Annotated in this window: 18 protein-coding genes; 9 read left to right on the top strand and 9 right to left on the bottom strand. The window is 71.1% G+C overall.

Annotated features, from left to right (window positions below):
* Positions 1-192: 192 nt before the first annotated feature.
* Positions 193-771 (bottom strand): hypothetical protein, encoded by a 579-nt coding sequence (locus BJ965_RS32400; protein ID WP_376777987.1) that lies wholly within the window; start codon positions 769-771, stop codon positions 193-195.
* Positions 772-1,172: 401 nt separating this feature from the next.
* Here BJ965_RS32400 and BJ965_RS32405 point away from each other — a divergent pair, with 401 nt between their 5' ends.
* From BJ965_RS32405 to BJ965_RS32425, 5 genes are read left to right on the top strand one after another with little or no spacing between them, the layout of a single operon-like run.
* Complete coding sequence (locus tag BJ965_RS32405) at positions 1,173-4,253, top strand: sensor histidine kinase (RefSeq protein ID WP_184913701.1); 3,081 nt, start codon at positions 1,173-1,175, stop codon at positions 4,251-4,253.
* Positions 4,250-4,684: a roadblock/LC7 domain-containing protein gene (locus BJ965_RS32410; protein WP_030843410.1), complete on the top strand. Its 435-nt coding sequence runs from the start codon at positions 4,250-4,252 to the stop codon at positions 4,682-4,684. Before BJ965_RS32405 ends, BJ965_RS32410 begins: the two co-directional genes overlap by 4 nt.
* A gap of 9 nt (positions 4,685-4,693) precedes the next feature.
* Entirely contained in the window at positions 4,694-5,089 is a 396-nt protein-coding gene (locus BJ965_RS32415; protein WP_030843413.1) for a DUF742 domain-containing protein, read from the top strand.
* Positions 5,090-5,113: 24 nt separating this feature from the next.
* Positions 5,114-8,812 (top strand): hydantoinase B/oxoprolinase family protein, encoded by a 3,699-nt coding sequence (locus tag BJ965_RS32420; protein WP_184913703.1) that lies wholly within the window; start codon positions 5,114-5,116, stop codon positions 8,810-8,812.
* On the top strand, positions 8,793-9,398 hold the full coding sequence (locus BJ965_RS32425; protein ID WP_184913705.1) for a GTP-binding protein: 606 nt from the start codon (positions 8,793-8,795) through the stop codon (positions 9,396-9,398). The genes BJ965_RS32420 and BJ965_RS32425 overlap by 20 nt, the downstream gene beginning before the upstream one ends.
* Before the next feature lie 137 nt (positions 9,399-9,535).
* On the opposite strand, the gene glpK is transcribed toward BJ965_RS32425, so the two are convergent.
* The 5 genes from glpK to BJ965_RS32450 all read right to left on the bottom strand — a co-directional run bounded on the left by glpK (position 9,536) and on the right by BJ965_RS32450 (position 16,027).
* Positions 9,536-11,053, bottom strand: coding sequence for a glycerol kinase GlpK (gene glpK / locus BJ965_RS32430; RefSeq protein ID WP_184913708.1), 1,518 nt, complete (start codon positions 11,051-11,053; stop codon positions 9,536-9,538).
* A gap of 19 nt (positions 11,054-11,072) precedes the next feature.
* The gene (locus BJ965_RS32435) at positions 11,073-11,867 is read right to left on the bottom strand and encodes an MIP/aquaporin family protein (RefSeq protein ID WP_184913710.1); all 795 of its coding nucleotides are present in this window, start codon (positions 11,865-11,867) and stop codon (positions 11,073-11,075) included.
* Positions 11,868-12,504: 637 nt separating this feature from the next.
* The gene (locus tag BJ965_RS32440; protein WP_313667380.1) at positions 12,505-14,229 is read right to left on the bottom strand and encodes a bifunctional diguanylate cyclase/phosphodiesterase; all 1,725 of its coding nucleotides are present in this window, start codon (positions 14,227-14,229) and stop codon (positions 12,505-12,507) included.
* A 158-nt stretch (positions 14,230-14,387) separates the two neighbouring features.
* On the bottom strand, positions 14,388-15,578 hold the full coding sequence (locus BJ965_RS32445; protein ID WP_184913712.1) for a lipid-transfer protein: 1,191 nt from the start codon (positions 15,576-15,578) through the stop codon (positions 14,388-14,390).
* Positions 15,575-16,027, bottom strand: a complete 453-nt coding sequence (locus BJ965_RS32450) for a Zn-ribbon domain-containing OB-fold protein (protein WP_184917741.1) — start codon at positions 16,025-16,027, stop codon at positions 15,575-15,577. The genes BJ965_RS32445 and BJ965_RS32450 overlap by 4 nt, the downstream gene beginning before the upstream one ends.
* A gap of 176 nt (positions 16,028-16,203) precedes the next feature.
* Here BJ965_RS32450 and BJ965_RS32455 point away from each other — a divergent pair, with 176 nt between their 5' ends.
* Together BJ965_RS32455 and BJ965_RS32460 are read left to right on the top strand one after the other, a co-directional pair.
* Entirely contained in the window at positions 16,204-17,013 is an 810-nt protein-coding gene (locus BJ965_RS32455) for a M15 family metallopeptidase (RefSeq protein WP_184913714.1), read from the top strand.
* Positions 17,014-17,059: 46 nt separating this feature from the next.
* Positions 17,060-17,596, top strand: coding sequence for an NUDIX domain-containing protein (locus BJ965_RS32460; protein ID WP_184913716.1), 537 nt, complete (start codon positions 17,060-17,062; stop codon positions 17,594-17,596).
* An 8-nt stretch (positions 17,597-17,604) separates the two neighbouring features.
* On the opposite strand, the gene BJ965_RS32465 is transcribed toward BJ965_RS32460, so the two are convergent.
* On the bottom strand, positions 17,605-19,965 hold the full coding sequence (locus BJ965_RS32465) for a glycoside hydrolase family 31 protein (RefSeq protein ID WP_184913718.1): 2,361 nt from the start codon (positions 19,963-19,965) through the stop codon (positions 17,605-17,607).
* 211 nt (positions 19,966-20,176) lie between these two features.
* Between BJ965_RS32465 and BJ965_RS32470 the strand changes: the two genes are divergently transcribed.
* Together BJ965_RS32470 and BJ965_RS32475 are read left to right on the top strand one after the other, a co-directional pair.
* Positions 20,177-22,144: an acetoacetate--CoA ligase gene (locus BJ965_RS32470; protein ID WP_184913720.1), complete on the top strand. Its 1,968-nt coding sequence runs from the start codon at positions 20,177-20,179 to the stop codon at positions 22,142-22,144.
* A gap of 175 nt (positions 22,145-22,319) precedes the next feature.
* A complete protein-coding gene (locus tag BJ965_RS32475) occupies positions 22,320-23,210 on the top strand; it encodes a hypothetical protein (protein WP_184913722.1) in 891 nt (296 codons plus the stop codon).
* Between the two features lie 69 nt (positions 23,211-23,279).
* Here BJ965_RS32475 and ptsP read toward each other — a convergent pair whose 3' ends face one another.
* Positions 23,280-24,950: a phosphoenolpyruvate--protein phosphotransferase gene (gene ptsP / locus BJ965_RS32480; protein ID WP_184913724.1), complete on the bottom strand. Its 1,671-nt coding sequence runs from the start codon at positions 24,948-24,950 to the stop codon at positions 23,280-23,282.
* Positions 24,951-25,028: 78 nt separating this feature from the next.
* Entirely contained in the window at positions 25,029-25,478 is a 450-nt protein-coding gene (locus BJ965_RS32485; protein ID WP_030843444.1) for a PTS sugar transporter subunit IIA, read from the bottom strand.
* Positions 25,479-25,486: the final 8 nt, after the last annotated feature.

A 25,486-nucleotide genomic window follows, 5' to 3' on the forward strand; every position in this document is an offset into this window, starting at 1 on the left:
GGACGGCCGCACGACGGCCGTACTCGCCGTGGACCGCCCGCGTCCGTTCATGCGGGCCAGACGCGAACTCACGCCAGGCGCGGGGGAGGGGCGGACGCGGTCGGCCCTACGGCGAGGAGACGCCGGACCGAGTCCCGGCGCGGCGGGCACTCTCGCATCCGGTCGCCTCACCTCGGCCCCCGCCGCCATGCCTCACGAGTGGGACAGTTGCCCGGCTCCACCCCGCCGGCGTATCCGCTCCTGCGCCCGCTCGGCCGCCCTCTCCTGCCTCCGGGGCCGGCGTCGCTCGCGCCGCAGGGCACGCGCCGTGCTGCTCGGCACGGACACCACGCCGTTGCGCTGGTTCCAGACCTGGCGCGTGACCCACACGTCGAGGGCTCCCCAGGTGGCCGCGATCGTGCTGACCACACTGCTGATCACCATGGGGAACGCCAGCCAGGACGCGGCCATCGTGCACAGGAAGGCCACCATCGCCTGGATCAGCGTCACGGCTATGAGGAGGACCGCCCGCACCGCCGCCGTGCGCACCGGATCCGGCATACGCCGCCGCCGCGCGGGCTCCTCGACCCACAAGGGCCGGTAGTGCTGCTCGCGGGCGCCACGACCCGCCTCGTGAGCCGGGACCCCCTTCTCTCGTCCCAAGGGCTCCGCCGCGCCCCCGGGATGGTCGCGATCGGTCGCCTCGGGATCCCTATGCCCCGTCAGCTGCGCCCCACCCGCTCCGGACGCACCGCGCCGTTCCGCCGTGCCCATCACCGTGTCACTCCCCACCGCCAGCAGACCGCTCGCTCGCATCCGAAGACCCGTGCTCCCCAGTGGCTGCCCGGCTTGCGCTGTTTTACGCCGCCCGGATGCGGGACGCGGCTCCTGTGGCCGATTCCGCCCCCGTTTCCCATGGAGAAGGACGAACAACTCCTCACGAAGATTCCCGAGAACCGAAAAATTTCAGCCAACCGCCCTGGCGCAGTTGAGGGATCGGACCCCGTCACGACCACCGGTTTCGGGGAGACAACTCCCGCAATGGCCGGACAACTCGCCATGCCTCGTGGCTGGCGCGGAACTTCAGGTTCCGGACCGGTCTTCGAGTTCCCTGTGGGTCGGTAGTAGGCTCGCGCCGTTTGTTGACGCACATGTGTACCCCCGGTAGCCGGGGGCCCGAGCTGGGGGAGGCCATGCGCTTTCGCGGGAAGTCCATCCGCCGGAAGATCGTGGCGCTTCTACTCGTGCCGCTGGTGTCGCTGACCGCGATCTGGGCCTTCGCCACGGTGCTCACGGGACGTGAGGCCGGCGACCTTTTCAACGTGTCGTCCGTGGTGGAGAAGATCGGCTACCCCATCGAGGACACCGTCCGCGTCCTCCAGCAGGAACGCCGCCAGACCCTCGTCCACCTCGCCGACCCCCGCGCGTCCGACGGCCTCGCCGCCCTCCGGCTCAGCCGGAACGCCACCGACAAGGCCGTCGGCAGCATCCGCGAGAACGCCCGGAATCCCGACGTGCGCGACGCGATGGGAGCGGACACCGACGAGCGGCTGACCGCCGTCCTGGACGCCTTCGACGGCATCGAGTCGCTGCGCCGCAGCGTCGAGGACGGCACCGTCAACCGCGCCCAGGCCCTCGACCTCTACAACCGGCTGGTCGACCCCTGCTACGTCCTCCTCGCCAACCTGCACGTGGTCGACAACATCGAACTGGACAAGCAGTACCGCGCGCTGGTCAACCTCGCCCGCGCCCGCGAGCTGCTCTCCCGCGAGGACGCCCTCCTCGGCTCCGCCCTGATCGTCGGCAGGATCTCGCACTCCGAAGAGCGGGACATCTCCGACCTCGTGGCCCAGCGCACCCTGATGTACGACGTCAACCTGCCGCTGCTGCCCGTGGCGGAACGCGACCGCTACCAGACCTTCTGGAAGAACGCCTCCTCCGCTCCCTTGCGCGTGGCCGAGGAAGCCGCCGTCTCCTCCGGGGCCGGAAGTCCCCGCGGCGTCTCCGCCAAGAGCTGGGACAGCGCCGCCGGCAACGTGCTCGACGAGCTCGGCACCCTCAACGACCAGGCCAATGACCGCTACCAGGACCGCGTCCACCCCGTGGCCGTCGGTGTCATCGCCAAGGCCGTCATCGCCGGTGCACTCGGCCTGATCGCGCTCCTGCTCTCCCTCTTCCTGTCCGTGCGCGTCGGCCGCACCCTCATCCGGGATCTGCGGCAACTGCGCCTGGAGGCCCACGAAGCGTCCGGAGTGCGGCTGCCCAGTGTCATGCGCCGCCTCTCCGCGGGCGAGCAGGTCGACGTCGAGACCGAGGTCCCTCGCCTCGAATACGACAAGAACGAGATGGGCGAGGTCGGCCAGGCCCTGAACACCCTGCAGCGCGCCGCCGTCGAAGCGGCGGTCAAGCAGGCCGAACTGCGCGCCGGCGTCTCCGAGGTCTTCGTCAACCTCGCACGCCGCAGCCAGGTTCTGCTCCACAAGCAGCTCACCCTCCTCGACGCCATGGAGCGCCGGACCGAGGACACCGAGGAACTCGCCGACCTGTTCCGCCTCGACCACCTGACCACCCGCATGCGCCGGCACGCCGAAGGCCTGGTGATCCTCTCCGGCGCCGCGCCCTCCCGGCAGTGGCGCAAGCCCGTGCAGCTGATGGACGTCGTGCGCGCCGCCGTCGCCGAGGTCGAGGACTACGAACGGATCGAGGTCCGTCGTCTTCCGCGGCTCGCCATCAGCGGCCCGGCCGTCGCCGACCTCACGCACCTCGTGGCCGAACTGCTGGAGAACGCCACGGTCTTCTCGCCGCCGCACACCGCCGTCCAGGTCCTGGGCGAACGGGTCGCCAACGGCTTCACCCTGGAGATTCACGACCGAGGCCTCGGCATGGCGGCCGAGGCGCTTCTGGACGCCAACCTCCGGCTCGCCGAGACGCCGGAGTTCGAGCTCTCCGACACCGACCGGCTCGGTCTGTTCGTGGTCAGCCGGCTTGCCCAGCGCCAGAACGTCCGGGTCTCCCTGCAGCCCTCCCCGTACGGCGGTACGACCGCCGTGGTCTTCATCCCCGACGCGCTGCTGACGGACGACGTCCCGGACACCAACGGCATCGGGTTCCGGCTCGACCGCCCCCAGCTGGCACCGGAGAGCGAACCGCAGGGCAGCCGCCGCGCCGCGCTGTCCCAGGCGTCCGCGCAGCGCCCCGGCCTGCCCGCCTCCCTGCTGGACGGACCGGTCGAGCTGGAGGCGCCCGCCGACCTGGACGCCATCGGAGACATCCCCGGAGCCATCGAGGACGAGGACGGCGAACACGGCGGCCTGTTCCGCCCCCGCCACTCCCTCACCCGCGCCCCGGACGAGACCGCGGGCCGCCGCACCGATCCGCGTCGGCAGACCGCCGACTCCCGGGGCACGGGGGACGGAACCGGCCCCGACGACGAGCTGAGTGCTCCGGTCCCGCTGCCTCGCCGCCACACCCCCAAGCTGGTCAGCTCGCACGGGCGCCCGGTCACCGAGCAGCGCACCCGGCGGGGGAAGACGGACGAGGAGACCACCACGGCCGTCGGCCGAACGGAGTCGAGCCCCGCTTCCGGGCTACCGTCACGCCGCCGGGACGAGGAGCCCACAGGCGGCCGGGCCACCGGCCGCCCGGGGCCCGAACCCGCGTCCGCTCTTCCGGCCCGGCGCCGCACCGACAACCCCCCGTCCGCCCGCCAACGGGGCGACGCCCTGCCGGACGGACCGCCACCGCTGCCGGCCCGCCGTCGCGGGACGGACTCCTCCCGCCGCGGCATCGGCGCGGCCGGCCGCGCCGAGGACCCCACCGAATCTCCGGCCTCGCCCGGGAGCGGCGTAGGCGACCGGTCGGAGCCCTCGGTTCTCCCGAGGCGGACCCGCCGCGCCGAGATCGCCTCGAGCGGTCCCGAGGCACCCGCCCACCGTCGCGGCTCCGCGGCGGAGACCACCGGCGGGCCCTCGCGCCACGCAACAGGCTCCGCCGCCACGCCCCGGGGACCCGGCTCCGCACCACAGTCCGGCTCCGGCACGGCGCCGCTGCCCCGGCGCGTCCGGCAGGCGAACCTGGCCCCGCAGCTGAAGCGGAGCTCGGAGCCGCGTACCGACGACGGGGCGGAGCCCGTCGAACGCGACGCCGAGGAAGTACGCAGCCGCATGGCATCGCTCCAGCGGGGCTGGCAGCGCGGCCGTGACGAGAACGCCGCGGGCGATACCGCCCCCAGCGGCGCAGCACCACAAGGAACGACAGAGGGGGACGGTCGATGACCGCACCGAAGGCGACCGGCCACACCGCGACGATCAAGGGGGAGCTGAACTGGCTCCTCGATGACCTGGTGGACCGAGTCGCGAGCATCCGCAAAGCCCTCGTGCTCTCCGGCGACGGTTTGCCGACGGGTGTGTCCAAGGACCTGACCAGGGAGGACAGCGAGCACCTGGCCGCCGTCGCCTCCGGGTTCCACAGCCTCGCCAAGGGCGTGGGGCGCCACTTCGAGGCCGGCAGCGTCCGCCAGACGGTCGTCGAGCTCGACGACGCCTTCCTCTTCGTGACGGCCGCCGGCGACGGCAGCTGCCTCGCCGTCCTCTCGGACGCCGACTCCGACGTCGGCCAGGTCGCCTACGAGATGACGCTGCTCGTGAAGCGGGTGGGTGTGCATCTGGCCGCCGCTCCGCGCACCGATCTGCCCGCAGGCGGGTAGTGGGATGACATGAGCGCTGACGGTCAGGGAAGAAGCCACTGGTTCGACGACGAGGCCGGACCGGTCGTCCGCCCGTACGCCATGACCCGCGGCCGCACCAGCAGCCAGGGCCAGCACCGCCTGGACCTGATCGCGGTCGTGGTCGCGGAGCCGCACGCGGACGATCCGGAAGCGGACCACATGCTCTCCCCGGAGCACGTGGACATCGTCGAACTGTGCCGTGACATCCCGCAGTCGGTCGCCGAACTCGCAGCGGAACTCGACCTGCCGATCGGAGTGGTACGGGTCCTCGTAGGAGATCTCGTGGACGGGGAATTCGTCCATGTGAACCGGCCCGTACCCCCGGCCGAGCTGCCGGACGAGAGTATTCTGCGCGATGTGATCAACGGCCTCCGGGCGCTGTGAGCAGCGCGGAAGCGGGGTACTGACGTGACTGGCTGGCAGTTCTGGGTGGACCGCGGCGGCACCTTCACCGATGTCGTCGCCCGGCGCCCGGACGGCCGGCTGCTCACGCACAAGCTGCTCTCGGACAACCCCGCACGCTACGCCGACGCCGCGGTCGAGGGTGTCCGCAGCCTGCTGGGCGGCTCCGGTGACCCCGTCGACAGCGTGCGCATGGGGACCACCGTCGCCACCAACGCCCTCCTGGAACGCAAGGGCGAGCGCACCCTGCTGCTCATCACCCGCGGCTTCCGCGACGCCCTGCGCATCGCCTACCAGAACCGCCCCGGTATCTTCGCCCGCCGCATCGACCTGCCCGAGCTGCTGTACGAACGGGTCATCGAGGTCGACGAGCGCATCGCCGCCGACGGCACGGTTCTGCGCGCGCCCGCCCTGGAGGCCCTCGCCGGGCCGCTCCAGGAGGCGTACGACGACGGGATCCGCGCGGTCGCGGTGGTCTGCATGCACAGCCACCTCCACCCGGCCCACGAACAGGCCGTCGGGGAGTTCGCCGCCCGCATCGGCTTTCCGCAGATCTCGCTCTCCAGCGAGGCCAGCCCTCTGATGAAGCTCGTCCCCCGCGGGGACACCGCCGTCGTCGACGCCTACCTCTCGCCCGTGCTGCACCGCTATGTCCGGCACGTCGCCGACGAGCTCGAAGGCGTACGACTGATGTTCATGCAGTCCAACGGCGGCCTCACCGAGGCCGGGACGTTCCGCGGGAAGGACGCCATCCTGTCCGGGCCGGCCGGCGGCATCGTCGGCATGGCCCGGATGTCGCAGCTCGCCGGCTTCGACCGCGTGATCGGCTTCGACATGGGCGGCACCTCCACCGACGTCTCCCATTTCGCCGGCGCGTACGAGCGCGTCTTCACCAGCCGGCTCGGCGGCGTCCGGCTGCGCGCCCCGATGCTGGACATCCACACCGTCGCCGCCGGTGGCGGTTCCGTCCTGCACTTCGACGGCTCCCGCTACCGCGTAGGGCCGGACTCGGCGGGCGCGGACCCGGGCCCTGCCTGTTACCGGGGCGGCGGGCCGCTCGCCGTCACCGACGCCAACGTCATGCTCGGCCGGATCCAGCCGGCCCACTTCCCGAAGGTGTTCGGACCGGGGGGCGACGAGCCCCTCGACGAGGCGCTCGTCCGGGACCGCTTCACCGCCCTCGCCCGCGAGATCGGCGAGCGGACCGGCGACGACCGCACGCCGGAACAGGTCGCCGAGGGTTACCTGCAGATCGCCGTCGCCAACATCGCGTCCGCCGTGAAGCGGATCTCCGTCCAGAAGGGCCACGACGTCACCCGGTACGCCCTCACCACGTTCGGCGGCGCCGGCGGCCAGCACGCCTGCAAGGTCGCCGACTCCCTCGGCATCCGCACCGTCCTCGTACCGCCCATGGCAGGAGTCCTCTCCGCACTCGGCATCGGCCTCGCCGACACCACGGCCATGCGTGAGCAGTCCGTCGAGGCACCCCTGGAAGCCGCTTCGATGCCCGGCGTCCTCAAGACCGCCGGGGACCTGGAAGCGGCGGCCCGCGCCGAACTCCTCGCCGAGGACGTCCCCGAGGAGCACATCAAGGTCACCCGCCGCGCGGAACTCCGCTACGACGGCACGGACACCACCCTCACCATCGAGCTGACCGAGCCGGGCACGATGCGCCACGCCTTCGAAGAACGTCATCGCGCCACGTACTCCTTCACGCTCGACCGCCCGATCGTCGTCGAAGCCCTCTCCGTCGAAGCCACCGGCATCACCGAACCCCCCGATCTCTCCGCTCTCGCCCCGTGGCGGGCCGACCCCGAGAGCCGCTCCGACCACGGCACCGCAGCGCCCCGGACCGTCCGGCTCCACACGGGCGGCGCCTGGCGTGACGTGCCCCTCCACCGCCGCGAGGACCTTCCCCCCGGCGACACCGTCACCGGCCCGGCGATCATCACCGAAGCCAGTTCCACGACCGTCGTCGACGACGGCTGGCGGGCCGCGGCGACCGACGACGGGCATCTGGTCATGGAACGCGCCGCGGTTACGCAGAGTTCCGATCTCGACACGAAAGTCGACCCGGTTCTGCTTGAGGTCTTCAACAACCTCTTCATGTCGATCGCCGAGCAGATGGGCGCCCGCCTCGAATCCACCGCCCAGTCCGTCAACATCAAGGAGCGCCTGGACTTCTCCTGCGCGCTCTTCGACCCGGACGGAAACCTGGTGGCCAACGCCCCGCACATCCCCGTCCACCTGGGCTCGATGGGCACGAGCGTCAAGGAGGTCATCCGCCGGCGCGGCCCCCGTATGCGCCCGGGCGACACCTACGCCGTCAACGACCCGTACCACGGCGGCACCCATCTGCCCGACGTCACCGTGATCACGCCGGTCTTCGGCACCGCACCACCGCCCGACACGGAGCGTGATGCGAGCGGCGGCTCTGGGGGCGCTCCGGACAGTGGTCCGCGGATCCTCTTCTACGTCGCCTCACGCGGCCACCACGCCGAGATCGGCGGCATCGCCCCCGGGTCCATGCCCGCGGGCAGCCGCACCATCGAGGAGGAAGGCGTCCTCTTCGACAACTGGCTGCTCGCCGAGGACGGCCGCTTCCGCGAGGCCGAGACCCTCCGCCTCCTCACCGAGGCGCGCCACCCCTCCCGCAACCCGAAGACCAACCTCGCCGACCTGCGCGCCCAGATCGCCGCCAACCGCAAGGGCGTCGACGAGGTCGGCCGCATGATCGGGGACTACGGCCTCGACGTCGTCCAGGCCTACATGAGGCACGTCCAGGACAACGCCGAAGAGGCGGTACGCCGCGTCATCGACGCTCTCGAGGACGGCGACTACGCCTACGAGACCGACGCGGGTGCCGTCATCCGGGTGGCCGTGCGCGTGGACCGCGAGAACCGGTCCGCGACCATCGACTTCACCGGTACGTCCGCGCAGCTGCCCACCAACTTCAACGCCCCCTTCTCGGTCGTCAACGCGGCCGTCCTGTACGTCTTCCGCACCCTCGTCGCCGACGACATCCCCCTCAACGACGGCTGTCTGCGCCCCTTGGACATCATCGTCCCGCCCGGTTCCCTGCTCGCCCCCGAGCCGCCCGCCGCCGTCGTCGCCGGCAATGTGGAGACTTCCCAGTCCGTCACAGGCGCCCTCTACGCGGCGCTCGGCGTCCAGGCCGAGGGCTCCGGGACCATGAACAACGTCACCTTCGGCAACGAGCGCCACCAGTACTACGAAACCGTTGCCTCGGGCTCCGGCGCGGGTGACGGCTTTCCCGGCGCACCCGTCGTCCAGACCCACATGACCAACTCCCGCCTCACCGACCCCGAGGTTCTGGAGTGGCGACTGCCCGTACGCCTCGAGGAGTTCGCCGTCCGACGCGGCAGCGGCGGCGCCGGCCGATGGCGTGGCGGGGACGGCGCCGTACGCCGCATCCGCTTCCTCGAACCCATGACCGTCTCCACCCTCTCCCAGCACCGCCGGGTCCCGCCCTACGGTATGGCGGGCGGTGAGCCGGGCGATCTCGGCGCCAACCGGGTGGAGCACGCGGACGGCACGGTGACCGCACTCGGCGGCAGCGACTCCGCGGACCTCGTCACCGGCGACGTACTCGTCATCGAAACCCCAGGCGGCGGAGGCTACGGCCCGCCGTCGCCCGACCCCCATCAAGCAGGAGAAGAGATCGATGATCTTCGGGCGTTCTGAGCGCGGCAAGCCTCCGGTCGAGCCCGTCACGCTCAAGATCCTGGTGGCCGGCGGCTTCGGCGTGGGCAAGACCACGCTCGTCGGCGCGGTCAGCGAGATCAGGCCGCTGCGCACCGAGGAGCTGCTCACCGAGGCCGGGCGCCCGGTCGACGACACCAGCGGCGTGGAAGGCAAGAACACCACGACCGTGGCCATGGACTTCGGCCGCATCACCCTCCGCGAGGACCTCGTGCTGTACCTCTTCGGCACGCCCGGGCAGGAGCGGTTCTGGTTCATGTGGGACGAGCTCTCCGAGGGCGCACTCGGTGCCGTCGTGCTCGCCGACACCCGCCGTCTGGAGGACTGTTTCGCCGCCGTCGACTACTTCGAACGGCGCTCGATCCCCTTCCTCGTCGGCGTCAACTGCTTCGAGGGCGCTCCCCGTTACCCGATCGAGGACGTCCGCCAGGCCCTCGACCTCGACGAGGGGGTGCCGCTCCTGATGTGCGACGCCCGGGACCGCGAATCGGTCAAGGAAGCACTCATCGGCGTCGTCCAACACGCCATGGCGTACGCGGCCGACCGCCGTGAGGCTGTGTCCGGCTGACCGCCGTGAGGCTGTGACCGGCCGACTGCCGTGAGGCTGTTACCGGCTGACACCGAGGACCGACGAGCACGCGGCCCGTACCCCCGCCGACCGGGGGTACGGGCCGCGTGCCGTGGCGACGCTCCACGCGCGCGTGGTCAGTCGTTGTCCTCCTCCCAGCCGAAGCTCTTCTCCACGGCCTTGCGCCAGTTGTGGTACTCGCGGTCCCGCACCGACGCATCCATGTTCGGCGTCCACTCGACGTCCTTCTGCCAATGTGCCTTGAGCTCGTCCAGGTCGTTCCACACACCGGTGGCCAGACCGGCCGCGTACGCGGCACCCAGGCAGGTCGTCTCGGAGACCTTGGGCCGCACCACCGGCACGTCGAGGACGTCCGACTGGTGCTGCATCAGCAGGTTGTTCTTCGTCATGCCGCCGTCGACCTTGAGGGTCGTGATGTGCACCCCGGAGTCCTGGTACATGGCGTCGACGACCTCGCGCGTCTGCCAGCTCGTCGCCTCCAGCACCGCGCGCGCGAGGTGCGCCTTGGTGACGTACCGGGTGAGGCCCGTGACCACGCCCCGCGCGTCGGAGCGCCAGTACGGCGCGAACAGACCCGAGAACGCGGGCACGATGTACGCGCCGCCGTTGTCCTCGACGCTCGCCGCCAGGGGCTCGATCTCGTCGGCCGTCCGGATGATGCCGAGCTGGTCCCGGAACCACTGGACCAGCGCGCCCGTGATGGCGATCGCACCCTCCAGGCAGTAGACGGGCGCCTCGGTGCCGATCTTGTATCCCATCGTCGTCAGCAGACCGCTCTTCGACGGCACCGGACGGCTGCCGGTGTTGAGCAGCAGGAAGCTGCCCGTGCCGTACGTGTTCTTCGCGGTGCCCACGTCGTAGCAGGCCTGACCGAACACAGCGGCCTGCTGGTCGCCCAGCGCGGAGGCCACGGGGACCCCGGCGAGCTGGCCCACGGCGGTGCCGTACACCTCGGAGGAGGACCGGATCTCGGGCAGCATGGCCTCGGGGACGTTCATCGCCGAGAGGATCGAGGAGTCCCACTGAAGGGTCTCCAGATTCATCAGCATGGTGCGCCCGGCGTTGGTCACATCGGTGACATGCTGCCCGCCGTCCGTCCCGCCCGTGAGGTTCCAGATCAGCCAGGAGTCCATCGTGCCGAAGGCGATCTCGCCCCGCTCGGCCCGCGCCCGGAGGTCGGGCACGTTGTCGAGCAGCCAGGCCGCCTTGGGCCCGGAGAAGTAGGTGGCCAGCGGCAGACCCGTCTGCTCACGGAAACGATCCTGCCCGTCCGAGCCGCCCAGCTGGTTGCAGAGCGACGCCGTCCGCGTGTCCTGCCAGACGATCGCGTTGTGCACCGGCTTGCCGGTCGCCCGGTCCCACAGCAGGGTCGTCTCACGCTGGTTGGTGATCCCCATCGCGCTCAGCTGGTCCGCCCGCAGACCGGCTTTGGCGAGCGCTCCCGCCACGACCGCTTGCACCTTGGACCAGATCTCGGTGGCGTCGTGCTCCACCCAGCCGGGTTTCGGGAATATCTGGCGGTGCTCGCGCTGGTCCACGGCGACGATCGCGCCGTCCTGGCTGAAGACGATGCAGCGGCTCGATGTGGTGCCCTGATCGATGGCTGCTACGTACTTCGCGGAGTTGTCCGTCATGGCTACCCCTTCGGCTGGTTCAGAAGGCTGCGTTGTAGATGACGCCACCCAGCAGGCCGCCGATCAGTGGTCCGACGACGGGAATCCACGAGTAGCCCCAGTCGGACGTGCCCTTGTTCGGGATCGGCAGGATGGCGTGGATGATGCGCGGACCGAGGTCGCGCGCCGGGTTGATCGCATAGCCGGTGGGACCACCCAGGGACAGGCCGATGCCGACGACCAGCAGAGACACCAGCAGGATCGCGATACCGGATCCGTAGATGCCGCCGCCCCCGGGAACCAGTCCGATGCCGATGCCCTCCACATGCCTGTCCTGCCCGACCAGGGCCAGGATGGGCAACACCAGCGCAATGGTGGCGAGGATCTCCGTCATCAGGTTGGCGATCGGGTTCCGGATCTCCGGGATGGTCGAGAAGATCCCGAGCGTCGGAACCGGTTCGTCCGCCGTGCCCTCCGTGGTGCCCGTCTGCCGCACGTTGGACGCGAACTGGGCGTAGTACACGAGGTAGCACAGGACGGCCCCGATCATGGCGCCGGTGATCTGCCCCAGCAAGTAGACCCAGACCTTGCTCCACACGCCGGTGTCGACGGCCAGGCCGAAGGTGACGGCCGGGTTGATGACCCCTCCGGAAAGGGGAGCAGCGGTGTACGCGCCGGCCAGCACGGCGAAGCCCCAGCCGAACGCGATCACGATCCACCCGGAGGCCCGTGCTTTCGAGAATCTGAGGGTGACGGCGGCACACACGCCGGCACCGAAAAGGATCAGAATCGCCGTGCCGATCATCTCGCCGAAGAAAATGTCTCCGTTGGTCATGGCTGCTCCTCAGCCTTGGACCGGGACGATCGGCCCCGGTCCTCACCTGCAGGGTGCGTTTCCCGTGGCTACTTCAGCCGAGGGCGGGGAGATCGCGCGCCCCGCCCGGCATCCGTGACGAGCGTGCCGTCGCAGCCGAATCGCCCGTGGGGAAAGGGGCCTTGGCGTCGGCGCACCCACGCGCCGCAGTGCCGGAATACGCCGACTATGTACGGCGATGTCGACTGACATCGGAAGTGTTCACCGGCACCCAGAAGGCGTCAAGGTCGCCGACCGCAACGGTTGACGGCCATCGGACGGCCACCGGGCTCGCGCCGGACCGACGGGCCGGTTGCTCGGCCGTGACGGCGCCCGGTCGGGTCGTTGTTCAGATCTGTTATGACCCGCGCGGGCTTCGGTGCGCCGCGCGAGGCTTGGCTGATGCTGCCCGGCCTCCACCGGGCTCGGTCAGGGGCGAAATCCGGCCGCACCCGACTCCTCGCTTGCTAGTGTCCAGGATCCACCTGACCTGGAGCTTTCTCAACCGCAAGAGTTCGGCGGGCCCCTGGCCTCCGTGGAGGAGCCTGGCGGCCGGTCACCGCCGAGCCCGTGCACGGCCTCGGCAGAGCCGCAGCTGGACGTGTCCGGTGCTCCCGGCTCAGCCGTCTCCCTCACGCATCGGACGCCCTGCGCCCCCGGTCGCTCTACCGCAGCCCACCGATGCCGATGCCGACTCTGACGTCGAGGCCGCCGCCGACGCATGCGCCGGCTCCGGCGTCGATGGCGAGCCCCGGCGGATCTCATGGCCCGGCATGCCCGCCCGGCCCAGCACCCAACTCGCCCCGCGCAGCGCCTTGGCCGCCTGCTTCAACGGTGCCAGGAACGCCGCGGCCTGCCGGTGGTCGCTCACGCTGCCCGCTGCGCACAGCACCGTCGCCAGCGACAGTGTGACCGGCCGGCCCCCGGCCGACCAGACGGCGTCCAGCACCGAGGCGGCCAGCGGATCGAGACCCTCCGCATCGGCGAGCAGCAGGAAGTCGTCCCCACCGATGTGCCCCACCCGCGCGCCATCCGTCGCGGCCCGTTGCAGCGCCCGGCCCACCGCCCGGATCAGCTCGTCGCCCGCCGCGAACCCGGCCGCGTCGTTGACCTGCTTGAAGTGGTCGACGTCCAGCCAGCTCAACGCGAACACCCGACCGGCCGCGATCCGCCGGTCCACCTCGCCGGTGATCGCGTCCGAACCGGGCAGACGCGTCAGCGGATTGAGTCCCGCCGCCTCCTCCACCCGCGTCTCGGCCAGTGCCCGCACGAGGTCCGCGAGCCGTACGACCCCCACGCACCGCCCAGACGCGTCCACCACGGCCACGTCGTCCGAGGTACGGTCCCGCCCGCCGACCGCCACCACGTCCAGCACCTCCCAGGCCGTGGCGTCGACGCCCACCGTCCGCGGCGGATCACCGAGCTTGGCCGCGGGCCGGTCGGCGTACAGGGCGTGTCCGTAGCGCCCCGACAACGACAGCAGGAAGCGGGAGCGGTGCACCGACCTGACCGGTACGCCGGCGGTGTCCACGAGCAGCACCCCGGACACGTCCGGTGCCCCGGTCAGCAGGGCGCGCACCTGCCCCGCGGACGCGGTGGCGGGCAGCAGGGCGGCGGGCCGGACGAACTCCCGCACCGACGGCCCCGACCTCGGCGCGACCGCCTCGGTGGGGGAGCGGGGCGGGACGTAGACGTCCGCCGCGGGCAGGCGGGCCGGCGGCGCGAACAGCTCGCCCTGCGCCAGCTGTGCCCCGGCCGCCAGGGCTGCCGCGCACTGTACTTCGGTCTCCACACCCTCCACGGCCAGGAGCGCCCCGATCTCGTCGCACAGCGTCCGCATCGACCGCACCACCGCCGGTCGCGTCAGAAGTGACGCGTCCAGCTTGACCAGGCCGGGCGCGAGGTCCGAGAGCAGTCGCAGAGGCACATCCCCGTCCCCGACACCGTCCGCGCAGATCCGGAAGCCCTGCCGGCGCAGCAGGTCCACCGCTTCCAGCAGAGCCTGCTGCGGCACATGCGTGTACGGCGGGCAGAGGTCCAGCGTCACCTCCCAGGGAAGCCGCCCGGCCTCACGCACCGCGTCGTGCAGGCAAGGGAGCCCTCCGAGGTCGGCGAGGGTCCCGGCGAACACGTTGACGAACAGGGGAAGCAGGGTCTCCCGCCGCACCGCGGCGCGGATCGCCGACACCGCCAGCCGGCCGTCGAGTTCCGGGTCCCGGCGGGCCTCGGCCAGCACGTCGCCGGTCTCCGGTCGGGCGAGTATCTCCAGCCCCGCGACCGCGCCGGTCGTCAGATTGACGACCGGCTGGAAGGCGAAGCGGAGAGTGTCCGTCCAGGAGTGCACGGGAGCATGATTGACGCCACCGGCGCACACCTGAGCGCAGTTCATGAGACGTTCACTCAGGATTCCGACGTGATCACACAGCGTATTCCTCGCAGCTCGATGAGACGCTACGACCGGCATCGCACCGCCCGGCGGCGCCGGTCCACGCCCCCGAGAGTTCACCGCACCGCGATCACCGCCGACCCGTGCCCGAACAGCCCCTGGTTGGCGGTGATACCCACGCGCGCTCCCACGACCTGCCGGTCACCCGCCACGCACCTCAACTGCCGGGTCAGCTCGCACACCTGGGCTATCGCCTGCGCCGGGACGGCCTCTCCGAAGGAGGCCAGTCCGCCGCTGACGTTCACCGGTATACGCCCGCCCAGGGCTGTCGCCCCGTCCCGCAGCAGCTTCACACCCTCGCCCTCACCGCACAACCCCAAGTCCTCGTACCACTGCAACTCGAGGGCGGTCGACAGGTCGTAGACCTCGGCCAGTGACAGGTCCTCCGGGCCGACACCCGCCTCCTCGTAGGCCGCCCGGGCGATCGATCTGCGGAACGTCTCGCCGGCCGGCTCCACCGCCCCCGCGGAATCCGTGGCGATGTCCGGCAGGTCCAGCACGGTGTTCGGGTAGCGCGGGGTCACCGTGGCCACGGCCCGGATCCGCACCGGCTCCGCCTGCCCGAGCCGGCGCGCGTACTCCATGCTCGAGAGCACGACCGCCGCGCCGCCGTCGGAGGTCGCACAGATGTCGAGCAGCCGCAGCGGGTCGGCGACGACGGCGGAAGCGGCGACCTCCTCGGCGGTCACGCGGCTGCGGTAGCGCGCGTGGGGGTTCAGCGCTCCCATCGCCGAGTTCTTCACCTTCACCTGTGCGAAGTCGTCCGGCGTGTCACCGTGCTGCGCCATGCGTCTGCGGGCGTACAGCCCGAAGTACACGGGGTTGGTCGCCCCGAGGATCCGGAACCGCAGCCAGTCGGGATCGTCCGGCCGGTCCCCGCCCGCAGGGCGGAAGAATCCCTTGGGCGCGGAATCGGCCCCCACGACCAGCACCACATCGGCGAGCCCGGCGAGGATCTGGGCCCGCCCGGCGTCGATGGCCTGCGCCCCGGACGCGCAGGCGGCGTACACGCTGCCGACCCGGGCCCCCTGCCAGCCCAGTGCCTTCGCGAACGCAGCCCCGGAGACATAGCCGGGATAACCGCCCCGCACTGTGTCGGCACCGATGATCGCGCCGATGTCCGGCCACTCCAGCCCGGCATCGGCGAGCGCCTCGCGGGCCGCTGCGACGCCGTACTCCACGAAGCTGCGTCCCCACTTGCCCCACGGGTGCATGCCCGCGCCGAGCACCGCCACCTCTTTCGTCATGCCGTCACCCCCGTCACCCCCGTCACCCCCGTCACCCCCGTCGGCCGCCAGTGCCACGTCGTCCAGGTCGTCTCCGCGTCCTCATGGAGCACACCCGGTACGACCTCCACCTCCAGGCCCACCGCCAGGTCGGCGACGGTGATCCCGGGAGCCGCCTGTCCCAGGACCACCATCCGCTCGGCCTCCAGCTCCACAGCGATGAACGCGCACGGCTCCCACGGAAGTTCCGGATCGGTCACGTAGGGTGACGGAGGTGGATACCGGCTGTCCGTGAAGGACCAGACGCGACCACGCCGCGACAGGGGGATCTCCACCAGCTCGCCGCCCAAGCACGCGGGGTTGCGGCAGTGATGGTCCTCGCGGGGGAAGAAGACCGAGGCGCACGCCGAGCAGCGCGTGCCGAGCAGCCGGAAATCGTCCCCCTCCCCGGCGAACCACCCCGTCACCACAGGTGTTCGTGCACGCGCCACAGCAACCTCCCGCAGAAGGAATCTGACGGAACGTCAGGAGTGTGTCACGGCCGGCCGGAGATCGGCAGTCCACGAGCCCGAAACGGACGGACAGACGCGCCGACCTCGCAGGCGGCCCCTTCCACGACGCCACCACACCTGGTAGACGCAGGGGCATGACACGACTCACCACCGTGGCGCGTGCCCTGCTCACCACGTTCGCCGCCCTGCTGGCATCGACCACACCCAGCACGACCGCCCGGGCCGGCAACGACCCGAAAGCGCCCGAGGACTTCGTGGCACTGAGAAGCGTGGATCCGACCATCATCCAGGAGATGCGCTACGTCACCCCGCACAACTTCGTGGGGGAGCGCATCGACGGCTACCGGCAGCCGATCTGCATCCTCACCCGCCCCGCGGCACAAGCCCTCCACAAGGCCCAGCGCCAACTCCTGCGCAAGGGCTACACGCTCAAGGTGTACGACTGCTACCGGCCGCAGCGCGCGGTGGACCACTTCGTCCGCTGGGCCGAGGACCTCGACGACGAGGCGATGAAGGGCGAGTTCTACCCGAACGTCGACAAGACCCGGCTGTTCGCCGACGGCTACATCGCGGCGAAGTCCGGCCACAGCCGTGGTTCGACCATGGACGTCACGCTGGTCAGGCTTCCCGCGAAGCCGACCCGCCCCTACCATCCCGGAGAACCCCTGGTGCCCTGCTTCGCCCCCCAGGGCGAGCGGTTCCCCGACGACTCGATCGACATGGGGACCGGTTTCGACTGCTTCGACACCCTCTCGCACACCCTCGACCCCCGCATCCAGGGCCACCAGCGCGCCAACCGACTGCTGCTCAAAGGCACCCTGGAAGGCCTCGGCTTCGTGAACCTGGCAGAGGAATGGTGGCACTACACCTTCAAGCCCGAGGCCCATCCGGACACCTACTTCGACTTCCCCGTGGCCAGGAAGTCCCTCACCGGCGCTCACTGAGCAGCCTGCTCGATGCGCCCTCTCCGTGATCGGCTACAGTCCGCGCGTGTCCGAATCTCAGCACTCCGCTTTCAACTCCGTGCCGAACTCCCACTGTTCGAGCTGCGGCGCGCCCTACGGAGAGGGCGTCATCGGCTGGCCGCGCACCTGCCCGGTGTGCGGGTCCGTGGCGTACCGCAACCCTCTCCCGGTCGCGGTCGCCCTCCAGCCCGTGTACGACACCAAGGGCACCGCCCTGGTCGCCATCACCCGAACCATCGCCCCCGCACGCGGGGGCATCGCCCTGCCCGGCGGCTACATCGACGACCGGGAGGACTGGCGGCAGGCCGTCATACGCGAACTGCGGGAGGAAACCGGCATCGACGCGGCCGGCCGTGATGTACGGCTCGCCGACGCGATGAGCTCCCCCGACGGCCACCTGCTGCTGTTCGGCCTCCTCCCGGAGCGCCCCGCCGAGAGCCTGCCCTCCTCCGCCGCCACGGACGAGACAGAGGGCTGGCACCTCCTGCGCAGGCCCGAGGAGCTCGCCTTCCCCCTGCACACCCTGGCCGTGCGGGCCTGGTTCGAGGGCCGGTACATCTGAACTCAGCGCTACCCGCCCCCGCGGACGCGCACCGGGTAGGACGGAGCGCCACCGTCGTCCCCGCCCTCCCGCTCGACGACCACCCGGGAGCCCGTCCACCGAGCGGTGTAGCGCTCGATCTCCGGCTCGTCCCACCCGTCGCCCCCGTCCGGCACGACCAGCCCGCCCCCGGTCCGCCCCCGGGCGGGCGCCCACACCTCCAGCTCCAGCCCGCCGTCCTCCCCACGTACCGGGAGTACGGCACCCGCGCGTGCGAACACCGGGATCCGCGCCAGGGGCGCCTCGACGAGCACCTGCCCCGGCCCCTCGTACGCCCGCCCTGTCGCGGTGTCGTACCAGCGCCCCCACGGGAGCTGGACGGCACGCCGGTCGGCGCCCGGGTCCAGCACCGGCGCCACCAGCAGGCTGTCACCCAGCAGGAACGCGTCGTCGCAGTCGCGCAGCGCCCGCTCCTCCGGCGCCGCCCACCACAACGGCCGCACATAGGGCGCTCCGGTACGCCGCGCCAGATGCGCCAGCGTCATGAAGTACGGCAGCAGCCGACGGCGTTCGACGAGCGCCACGCGCGCGTGCTCCAGCACCTCGCCACCGAACTCCCACGGCTCCCTGCGCCCCGCCCGCAGACCCGCGTGCGTTCGGAACAGCGGCAGATACGCCCCCAGCTGGAACCACCGCAGATACAGCTCGGGGGACGGATCCCCGTCGAAGCCCCCGACGTCCGGGCCCGAATACGGGACGCCGCACAGCCCGAGCCCCATCACCAGCGCCAGAGAGGCCCGCAGCCCGGGCCACCCGGTGGCCACGTCCCCCGACCACGTCCCTCCGAAGCGCTGCATACCGGCCCACCCGGAGCGGGAGAACAGAAACGGCCGCTCCTCGGGCGTGAGCTTCCGCAACCCTTCGAACCCCGCCCTGGCCATGCACAGCGCGTACACGTTGTGCGCCTCACGATGGTCACCGCCCCGTCCCTCCAGGGAGTGACGGGCCGAGCGCGGCAATGTCGACTCACCGAAGGCGGTGAACGACGTGGGCTCGTTCATGTCGTGCCAGAACCCCGAGAATCCCTGCGCGAGCCGTTCCTCGTAGAGGCCGCCCCACCACTCACGCACGCGCGCGTGCGTGAAATCGGGAAACACTGCCTCCCCGGGCCACGCGACACCTTCCACGACCTTCCCCGAGGCGTCCCGCACGAACGCCTCCCCGGCCGCACCGCTGTCGTACACCGCTCTGCCGGGAAGCGCCTTCACAGCCGGGCCGACGATCGACACCAGCCGGATGCCGTCCCTCCGGAGCTCCTCGGCCAGCACGGGCAGCTTGGGGAAGCGGTCCTGGTCGACGGTGAACACCTGATGTGCGTCGAGGTGGTCGATGTCCAGGTGCACGGCGTCCAGAGGCAGACCGTGCTCCAGGTAGCCCGCGACGATCCGCCGCACCTCCTGCTCACTGCCGAACCCCCACCGCGCGTGATGGTGCCCGAGCGCCCACGCGGGCGGCAGCGCGGGCGCCCCGGTGAGCGAGGCCCAGGCGAGCAGCACGCGCGCGGGGGTGCCCACCATCACCCAGCACCGCAACGGCCCGCCCTGCATCCGCAGCTCGCTCGTCGCGGCGCGGTCGTGCCCGGACCCCGCGCCCTCCTCGCCCTCCCGCAGCGTCACCGTGCCGTCCCACGAGCTGTCGTGGAACGCCAGATGTGTACCGCCGTCGGACACCACCAGCTGCACGGGCATCGTGATGTACAGCGGATCCTCCCCGGGCGCGAAGGCACGGCCGGGATCGCTGTTCCACAGCCGGTACGTCCCGCCCGGCAGCCGAGGACCCGAGCTGCGCCCCCCGAGTCCGAAGAACCGGGCGTCGGCGCCCACCTCCGACCGTTGCATCCACCGTGCCGGACCGCCGCCGACCGGCTCCCACCACCGCGGCGGCAGATCACGCCGCAGGGCCACACCACCCGGCGTACGCACCTCCACCGCGCCGTACCGCGAGACCGCCACCGTCACCCGCTCGGCCACCACACGCCAGCCGCCGTCCTTGTCCGGCTCGAGAACAGCCCGAGGATCCGGCTCCGGACAACGGCCGGCCAGCGCATACGACGGCTCCGGCTCCGCCCCGTCCCAGCCCCAGAACACGGCACCGTTCACGGCGACCAGAATCCGCAGCTCCGACCGGCTGAACCGGATGACACCGCCTCCCGGCCCCGGCTCCGCGTCCACCACGGGTCCGGGCACCCGCGCACGCTCCGCCCCCCGAGCCGGCAGCCCGGTGGCGTCGGCCCGGCGCCTGCGCCACGCTGCTCGTACGGTCCGCGCACCCTGCGCCGCCCCCAACGAAGCCATCGCTCTCACCGAACGCACCAGGTCACGACCGTTCATGATGCTCACCCTGCCACCGACCGCCCCGCAAACGTGTGTCGTTCAACTGCCGTTCACCCGTGCCGAGACCACATCTTCACGACACGGACTATGTGCGGCGCACCCTGGTGCCGAAGTCGATCACATGGCATTGTCCGTGCCATCCGCTCACGCGCACACCCCAGCCCGTGCGCGGAGGACGCACACGACGCGCACAGTCCGGGAGCCGACCATGTCGACCGACAGTTTCCAGCCGCTCTGGCAGCCCGACCCCGAGCGCATCGCCCGCGCACGGATCACCAGGTTCCAGGCCTGGGCCGTCGAACACCACGGCGCCCCCGCCGACGGCGGCTACCCGGCGCTGCAGCGCTGGTCCGTCGACGAGCTGGACACCTTCTGGAGAGCCGTCACGGAATGGTTCGACGTCCGCTTCTCGCACCCCTACGCGCGCGTGCTCGGCGACCGCTCGATGCCGGGCGCCCAGTGGTTCCCCGAAGCGACCCTCAACTACGCCGAACACGCCCTGCGCGCGGCCTCCACCCGCGCGGACGAACCGGCCCTCCTGCACGTCGACGAGACACACGAACCACGCCCCGTCACCTGGGCCGAGCTGCGCCGCCAGGTCGGCTCCCTGGCCGCCGAACTGCGCTCCCTCGGCGTTCGCCCCGGCGACCGTGTCAGCGGCTACCTCCCGAACGTGCCCGAAGCAGTGGTCGCCCTCCTCGCCACAGCCGCCGTCGGCGCCGTCTGGACGTCCTGCGCACCCGACTTCGGCGCCCGCAGCGTCCTCGACCGCTTCCAGCAGGTCGAACCCGTCGTGCTGTTCACGGTCGACGGCTACCGCTACGGCGGCAAGGAACACGACCGGCGCGAGGTCGTCACCGAACTGCGCAGCGAACTGCCCACCCTGCGCGCCGTGATCCACATCCCGCTCCTCGGCACCGAGGCACCCGAGGGCGCCCTGGACTGGTCGGCCCTCACCTCGGCCGACACCGAGCCCGTCTTCGAGCAGGTGCCCTTCGACCACCCTCTGTGGGTGCTCTACTCCTCCGGCACGACCGGACTGCCCAAGGCCATCGTCCAGTCCCAGGGCGGCATCCTGGTCGAACACCTCAAGCAGCTCGGCCTGCACTGCGACCTCGGCCCCGAGGACCGCTTCTTCTGGTACACCTCGACCGGCTGGATGATGTGGAACTTCCTCGTCTCCGGCCTGCTCACGGGCACCACGATCGTCCTCTACGACGGCAGCCCCGGCTACCCCGACACCGGTGCCCAGTGGCGGATCGCCGAGCGCACGAAAGCCACCCTCTACGGCACCTCGGCCGCCTATGTCATGGCGTGCCGCAAGGCCGGCGTGCATCCGTCCCGCGACTTCGACCTGTCCTCCGTGCAGTGCGTCGCCACCACGGGGTCGCCTCTCCCGCCCGACGGTTTCCGCTGGCTCCACGACGAGGTCCGCGACAACCTGTGGATCGCCTCCGTCAGCGGCGGCACCGACGTGTGCTCCTGTTTCGCCGGCGCCGTACCGACCCTCCCCGTCCACGTCGGCGAACTCCAGGCCCCGTGCCTCGGCACCGACCTGCAGTCCTGGGACCCCAGCGGCAACCCGCTCGTCGACGAGGTCGGCGAACTCGTCGTCACCAACCCCATGCCGTCGATGCCCATCCACTTCTGGAACGACCCGGACGGCAGCCGCTACCACGACAGCTACTTCGACACCTACCCCGGTGTATGGCGGCACGGCGACTGGATCACCCTCACCTCCCGCGGATCGGTCGTCATCCACGGCCGCTCCGACTCCACGCTCAACCGCCAGGGCGTCCGCATGGGATCCGCCGACATCTACGAAGCCGTCGAGCGGCTCCCCGAGATCAGGGAATCCCTCGTCATCGGCATCGAGCAGCCCGACGGCGGCTACTGGATGCCCCTCTTCGTGCACCTGGCGCCCGGGGCCGTCCTCGACGAAGCCCTGCTGAACCGCATCAAGCAGACGATCCGGGAGCAGCTGTCACCGCGCCACGTCCCCGACGAGATCATCGAAGTACCCGGCGTCCCGCACACCCTCACCGGCAAGCGCATCGAGGTTCCCGTCAAGCGCCTCCTCCAAGGCACCCCGCTGGAGAAGGCGGTCAACCCGGGCTCCATCGACAACCTCGACCTGCTGAACTTCTACGAGGACCTGGCCCGCAAGCGCGCCTGACCCTCCAGCGCACCACTCCCCGTCACCAGGGCTCAGGGCGCAGGCCACAGCGAAACCTGTCGTGACCTGCGCCTTCGATCTTCGATCCCCCGCGCGCTCACACAAGCCCGGACCGATTGTCAGTGCTCCCAGTTACTGTGAGTGAGCATTGATCGACCGTGCACAGGGGGAAACAATGGCGCACACGGACAACCGCACCATGCGACGCGTCCTGCACCGCGAGATCGCCGGCACCATCGGCCTGGTCACCGACGAACACGACTTCCGGGCCATGCGGCGCTACCGCACCTTCACCTTCGCCGACCACGAGACCTACCTGAAGCAGGTGGAGTCCCTCCTCAGGACCCGAGCCCTGCAGGGCAGCCACACCACAGTGGCCCTCTTCGACCCAGAGGAGTACGCCGAGTTCTGCACACACAAGGGCCTGGACCCCGACAACCCGTCGAGCCGCACCCGCTTCACCGCACAGATCGCGGCAACGGGCCCGACCCTTCCCTACGACGGCCGGCCGCTGGCCGACCTCGTCCCGGCCCTCGTCGACGAGGCCGTCCGGAAGGCCACCTGGGAGTACGCGACCGCTCTCCTCGCCCGCCTCGGCGCCTGCACCTCCTGCGGCGAGGACCTCGGGCGAGCCGCCTTCACCCGAGCCGCGGGCCTCCTCGTCCGCATCCTCGACACGGCGCCGCCCGGCGACCGCCACCTCGTCTGCAGCGTCACCGGACCGCCGGAGACCCTCATCGCCGCCCTCCGCATCGCCGACGACGGAGCCGCCCTGGAACTGGACGAGACCGAAGCCCTCGAGTTCACCACGGTCCTGGCCCTCGGCCTGGCCACCGAAAGCCCCGGAGGGCTCGTCATCCGCGTGAGTGCCCCGAACACACCCGACCGCGTCTACGGCTGGCGCATGCGCGCATACGGACTCGAACCCCTCACCGCGGGCGAGGTCTTCGACGCCTACTGCACCGACATCGAATCCGGAGACCTGATCTCGCCGGAATCCAACGTCGACTATTGCGCACCGCCCGACCTCGGCGATGACAAACCCGCCCACGGCCACCGGCACTGAAAACGCCGGAGGGGCGCCCCACCTCAGTGGAGCGCCCCTCCGGAGAGACCGCCTACGGCAAGGTCCGAGCTACTCGCCCGACAGCACCGCCTGCGCCGCACTGCGCGCGTCCTCGGCACTGTCCGTCGCCCGCGCCGCCGCAGCGGCACGCTCGCACTGGGCCAGCGTGTACTTCGCCAGCGTCGCCCGGACATAGGGAATCGACGCGGCACCCATCGAGAGGGAGGTGACGCCCAGACCGGTCAGCACACACGCGAGCAGCGGGTCGGACGCGGCCTCGCCACAGACACCACAGCTCTTCCCCTCGGCCTTCGCCGCCTCGGCGGACAGCTCCACCAGGTCGAGAAGAGCGGGCTGCCACGGATCCTGCAGACGGGAGACCGCCCCCACCTGACGGTCGGCGGCAAAGGTGTACTGAGCGAGGTCGTTCGTGCCCAGCGACAGGAACTCGACCTCCTGCAGGATCGAGCGAGCCCGCAGGGCGGCCGACGGGATCTCGACCATCGCACCGAACTTCGCCCTCAGGCCAGCCTCACGGCAGGCGTCCGCGAAAGCCCGGGCGTCCGTACGGTCCGCCACCATCGGGGCCATGACCTCGAGATAGACCGGCAGTCCCTCGGCGGCCTTCGCCAGCGCGGTCAGCTGAGTGCGCAGGACCTCCGGGTGGTCGAGCAGCGTCCGCAGGCCCCGCACGCCGAGCGCCGGGTTCGGCTCGTCGGACGGCGTGAGGAAGTCGAGCGGCTTGTCCGCACCCGCGTCCAGCACCCGCACCACGACACGCCCCTCGGGGAACGCCTCGAGCACCTGCCGGTACGCGGCGACCTGCTTCTCCTCGGAGGGCGCCTGCTTGCTGTCGTCCAGGAAGAGGAACTCGGTACGGAAGAGACCGACCCCTTCGGCCCCGGCCTCGACGGCGGCCTCCACATCGGCGGGGCCACCGATGTTCGCGAGCAGCGGCACCTTGTGACCGTCGGCGGTCGCACCGGGGCCGGTAGAGGCGGCCAAGGCAGCCTTCCGCTGGGCGGCAGCGGCCTCGAGCTGTGCCTTCTTGTCGTCGCTCGGGTCCACGAAGATCTCTCCCGTGCTGCCGTCGACGGCGATCATCGTGCCCTCGGCGAGCTCACCGGCCCCCGGCAGCGCCACCACGGCCGGCACACCGAGCGCCCGGGCCAGAATCGCGCTGTGGCTGGTCGGACCGCCCTCCTCGGTGACGAAGCCGAGCACCAGAGCCGGGTCCAGAAGCGCGGTGTCCGCGGGCGCGAGGTCACGGGCCACCAGTACATAGGGCTCGTCGCTGTCGGGGACGCCCGGCATGGGCACCCCCAGCAGACGGGCGACAATACGATTCCGCACGTCGTCGAGGTCGGCCACACGACCGGCGAGGTACTCACCGGCTCCCGCCAGCAGCTCTCGGTACGAGGCGAACGCGTCGTACACCCCGCGCTCCGCCGTGCTGCCGACGGCGATCCGGCGCTCCACGTCGGCCATCAGCTCGGGGTCCTGGGCCATCATGGCCTGCGCCTCGAGCACCGCCTGGGCTTCGCCGCCGGCCAAGTTGCCGCGCGCCATCAGGTCCGCCGCCACCGCCTCCACGGCCTTGCGGGCGCGCCCCTGTTCACGCTCCGCTTCTTCCGCCGGGATCTGCTTCGCGGGCGGCTCGAGCACCGCCGTTCCCATGTGCCGTACCTCGCCGATGGCCACACCGTGGCTCACGCCGACGCCTCGCAGCGTTGTCTCCATCTCACCCGTCTCCGATAGAGCGGCGGGCCCCGCCGCCGCGTTGGTTGTCGTACTCGCCGTCATACGACGGCATGGACGTCACTTCCAGAGGAAGAGACTGTCGCCGGCCTTCACTTCGCCGTCGATCCGAAGATCGGAGAGAGCCTCGGCCGTGGCTTCCAGTGCCACGACCGGGCAGATGGCGGACTTTCCGGCGGCCTCGACGGCGGCCGGGTTCCAGCGCACCACACCCTGACCGCGCCTGACGGTGTCGCCCTTGTTCACGAGCAGCTCGAAACCCTCGCCGTTGAGCTGCACGGTGTCGATACCGAGGTGGGTGAGCACGCCGTGTCCGCTCTCGTCGACCACGACGAACGCGTGCGGGTGCAGGGAGACGATGACGCCGTCCACGGGCGAGACGGCCTCGGAGGGCTCACGTACGGGGTCGATCGCTGTGCCCGGGCCGACCATGGCCCCGGAGAAGACGGGATCCGGCACGGCTGCCAGTCCGATGGCGCGTCCTGCGAGCGGGGACGTCACGGTGGTCATGGGAAGCC

It is taken from the genome of Streptomyces luteogriseus (genome assembly GCF_014205055.1).
Taxonomy (GTDB): domain Bacteria; phylum Actinomycetota; class Actinomycetes; order Streptomycetales; family Streptomycetaceae; genus Streptomyces; species Streptomyces luteogriseus.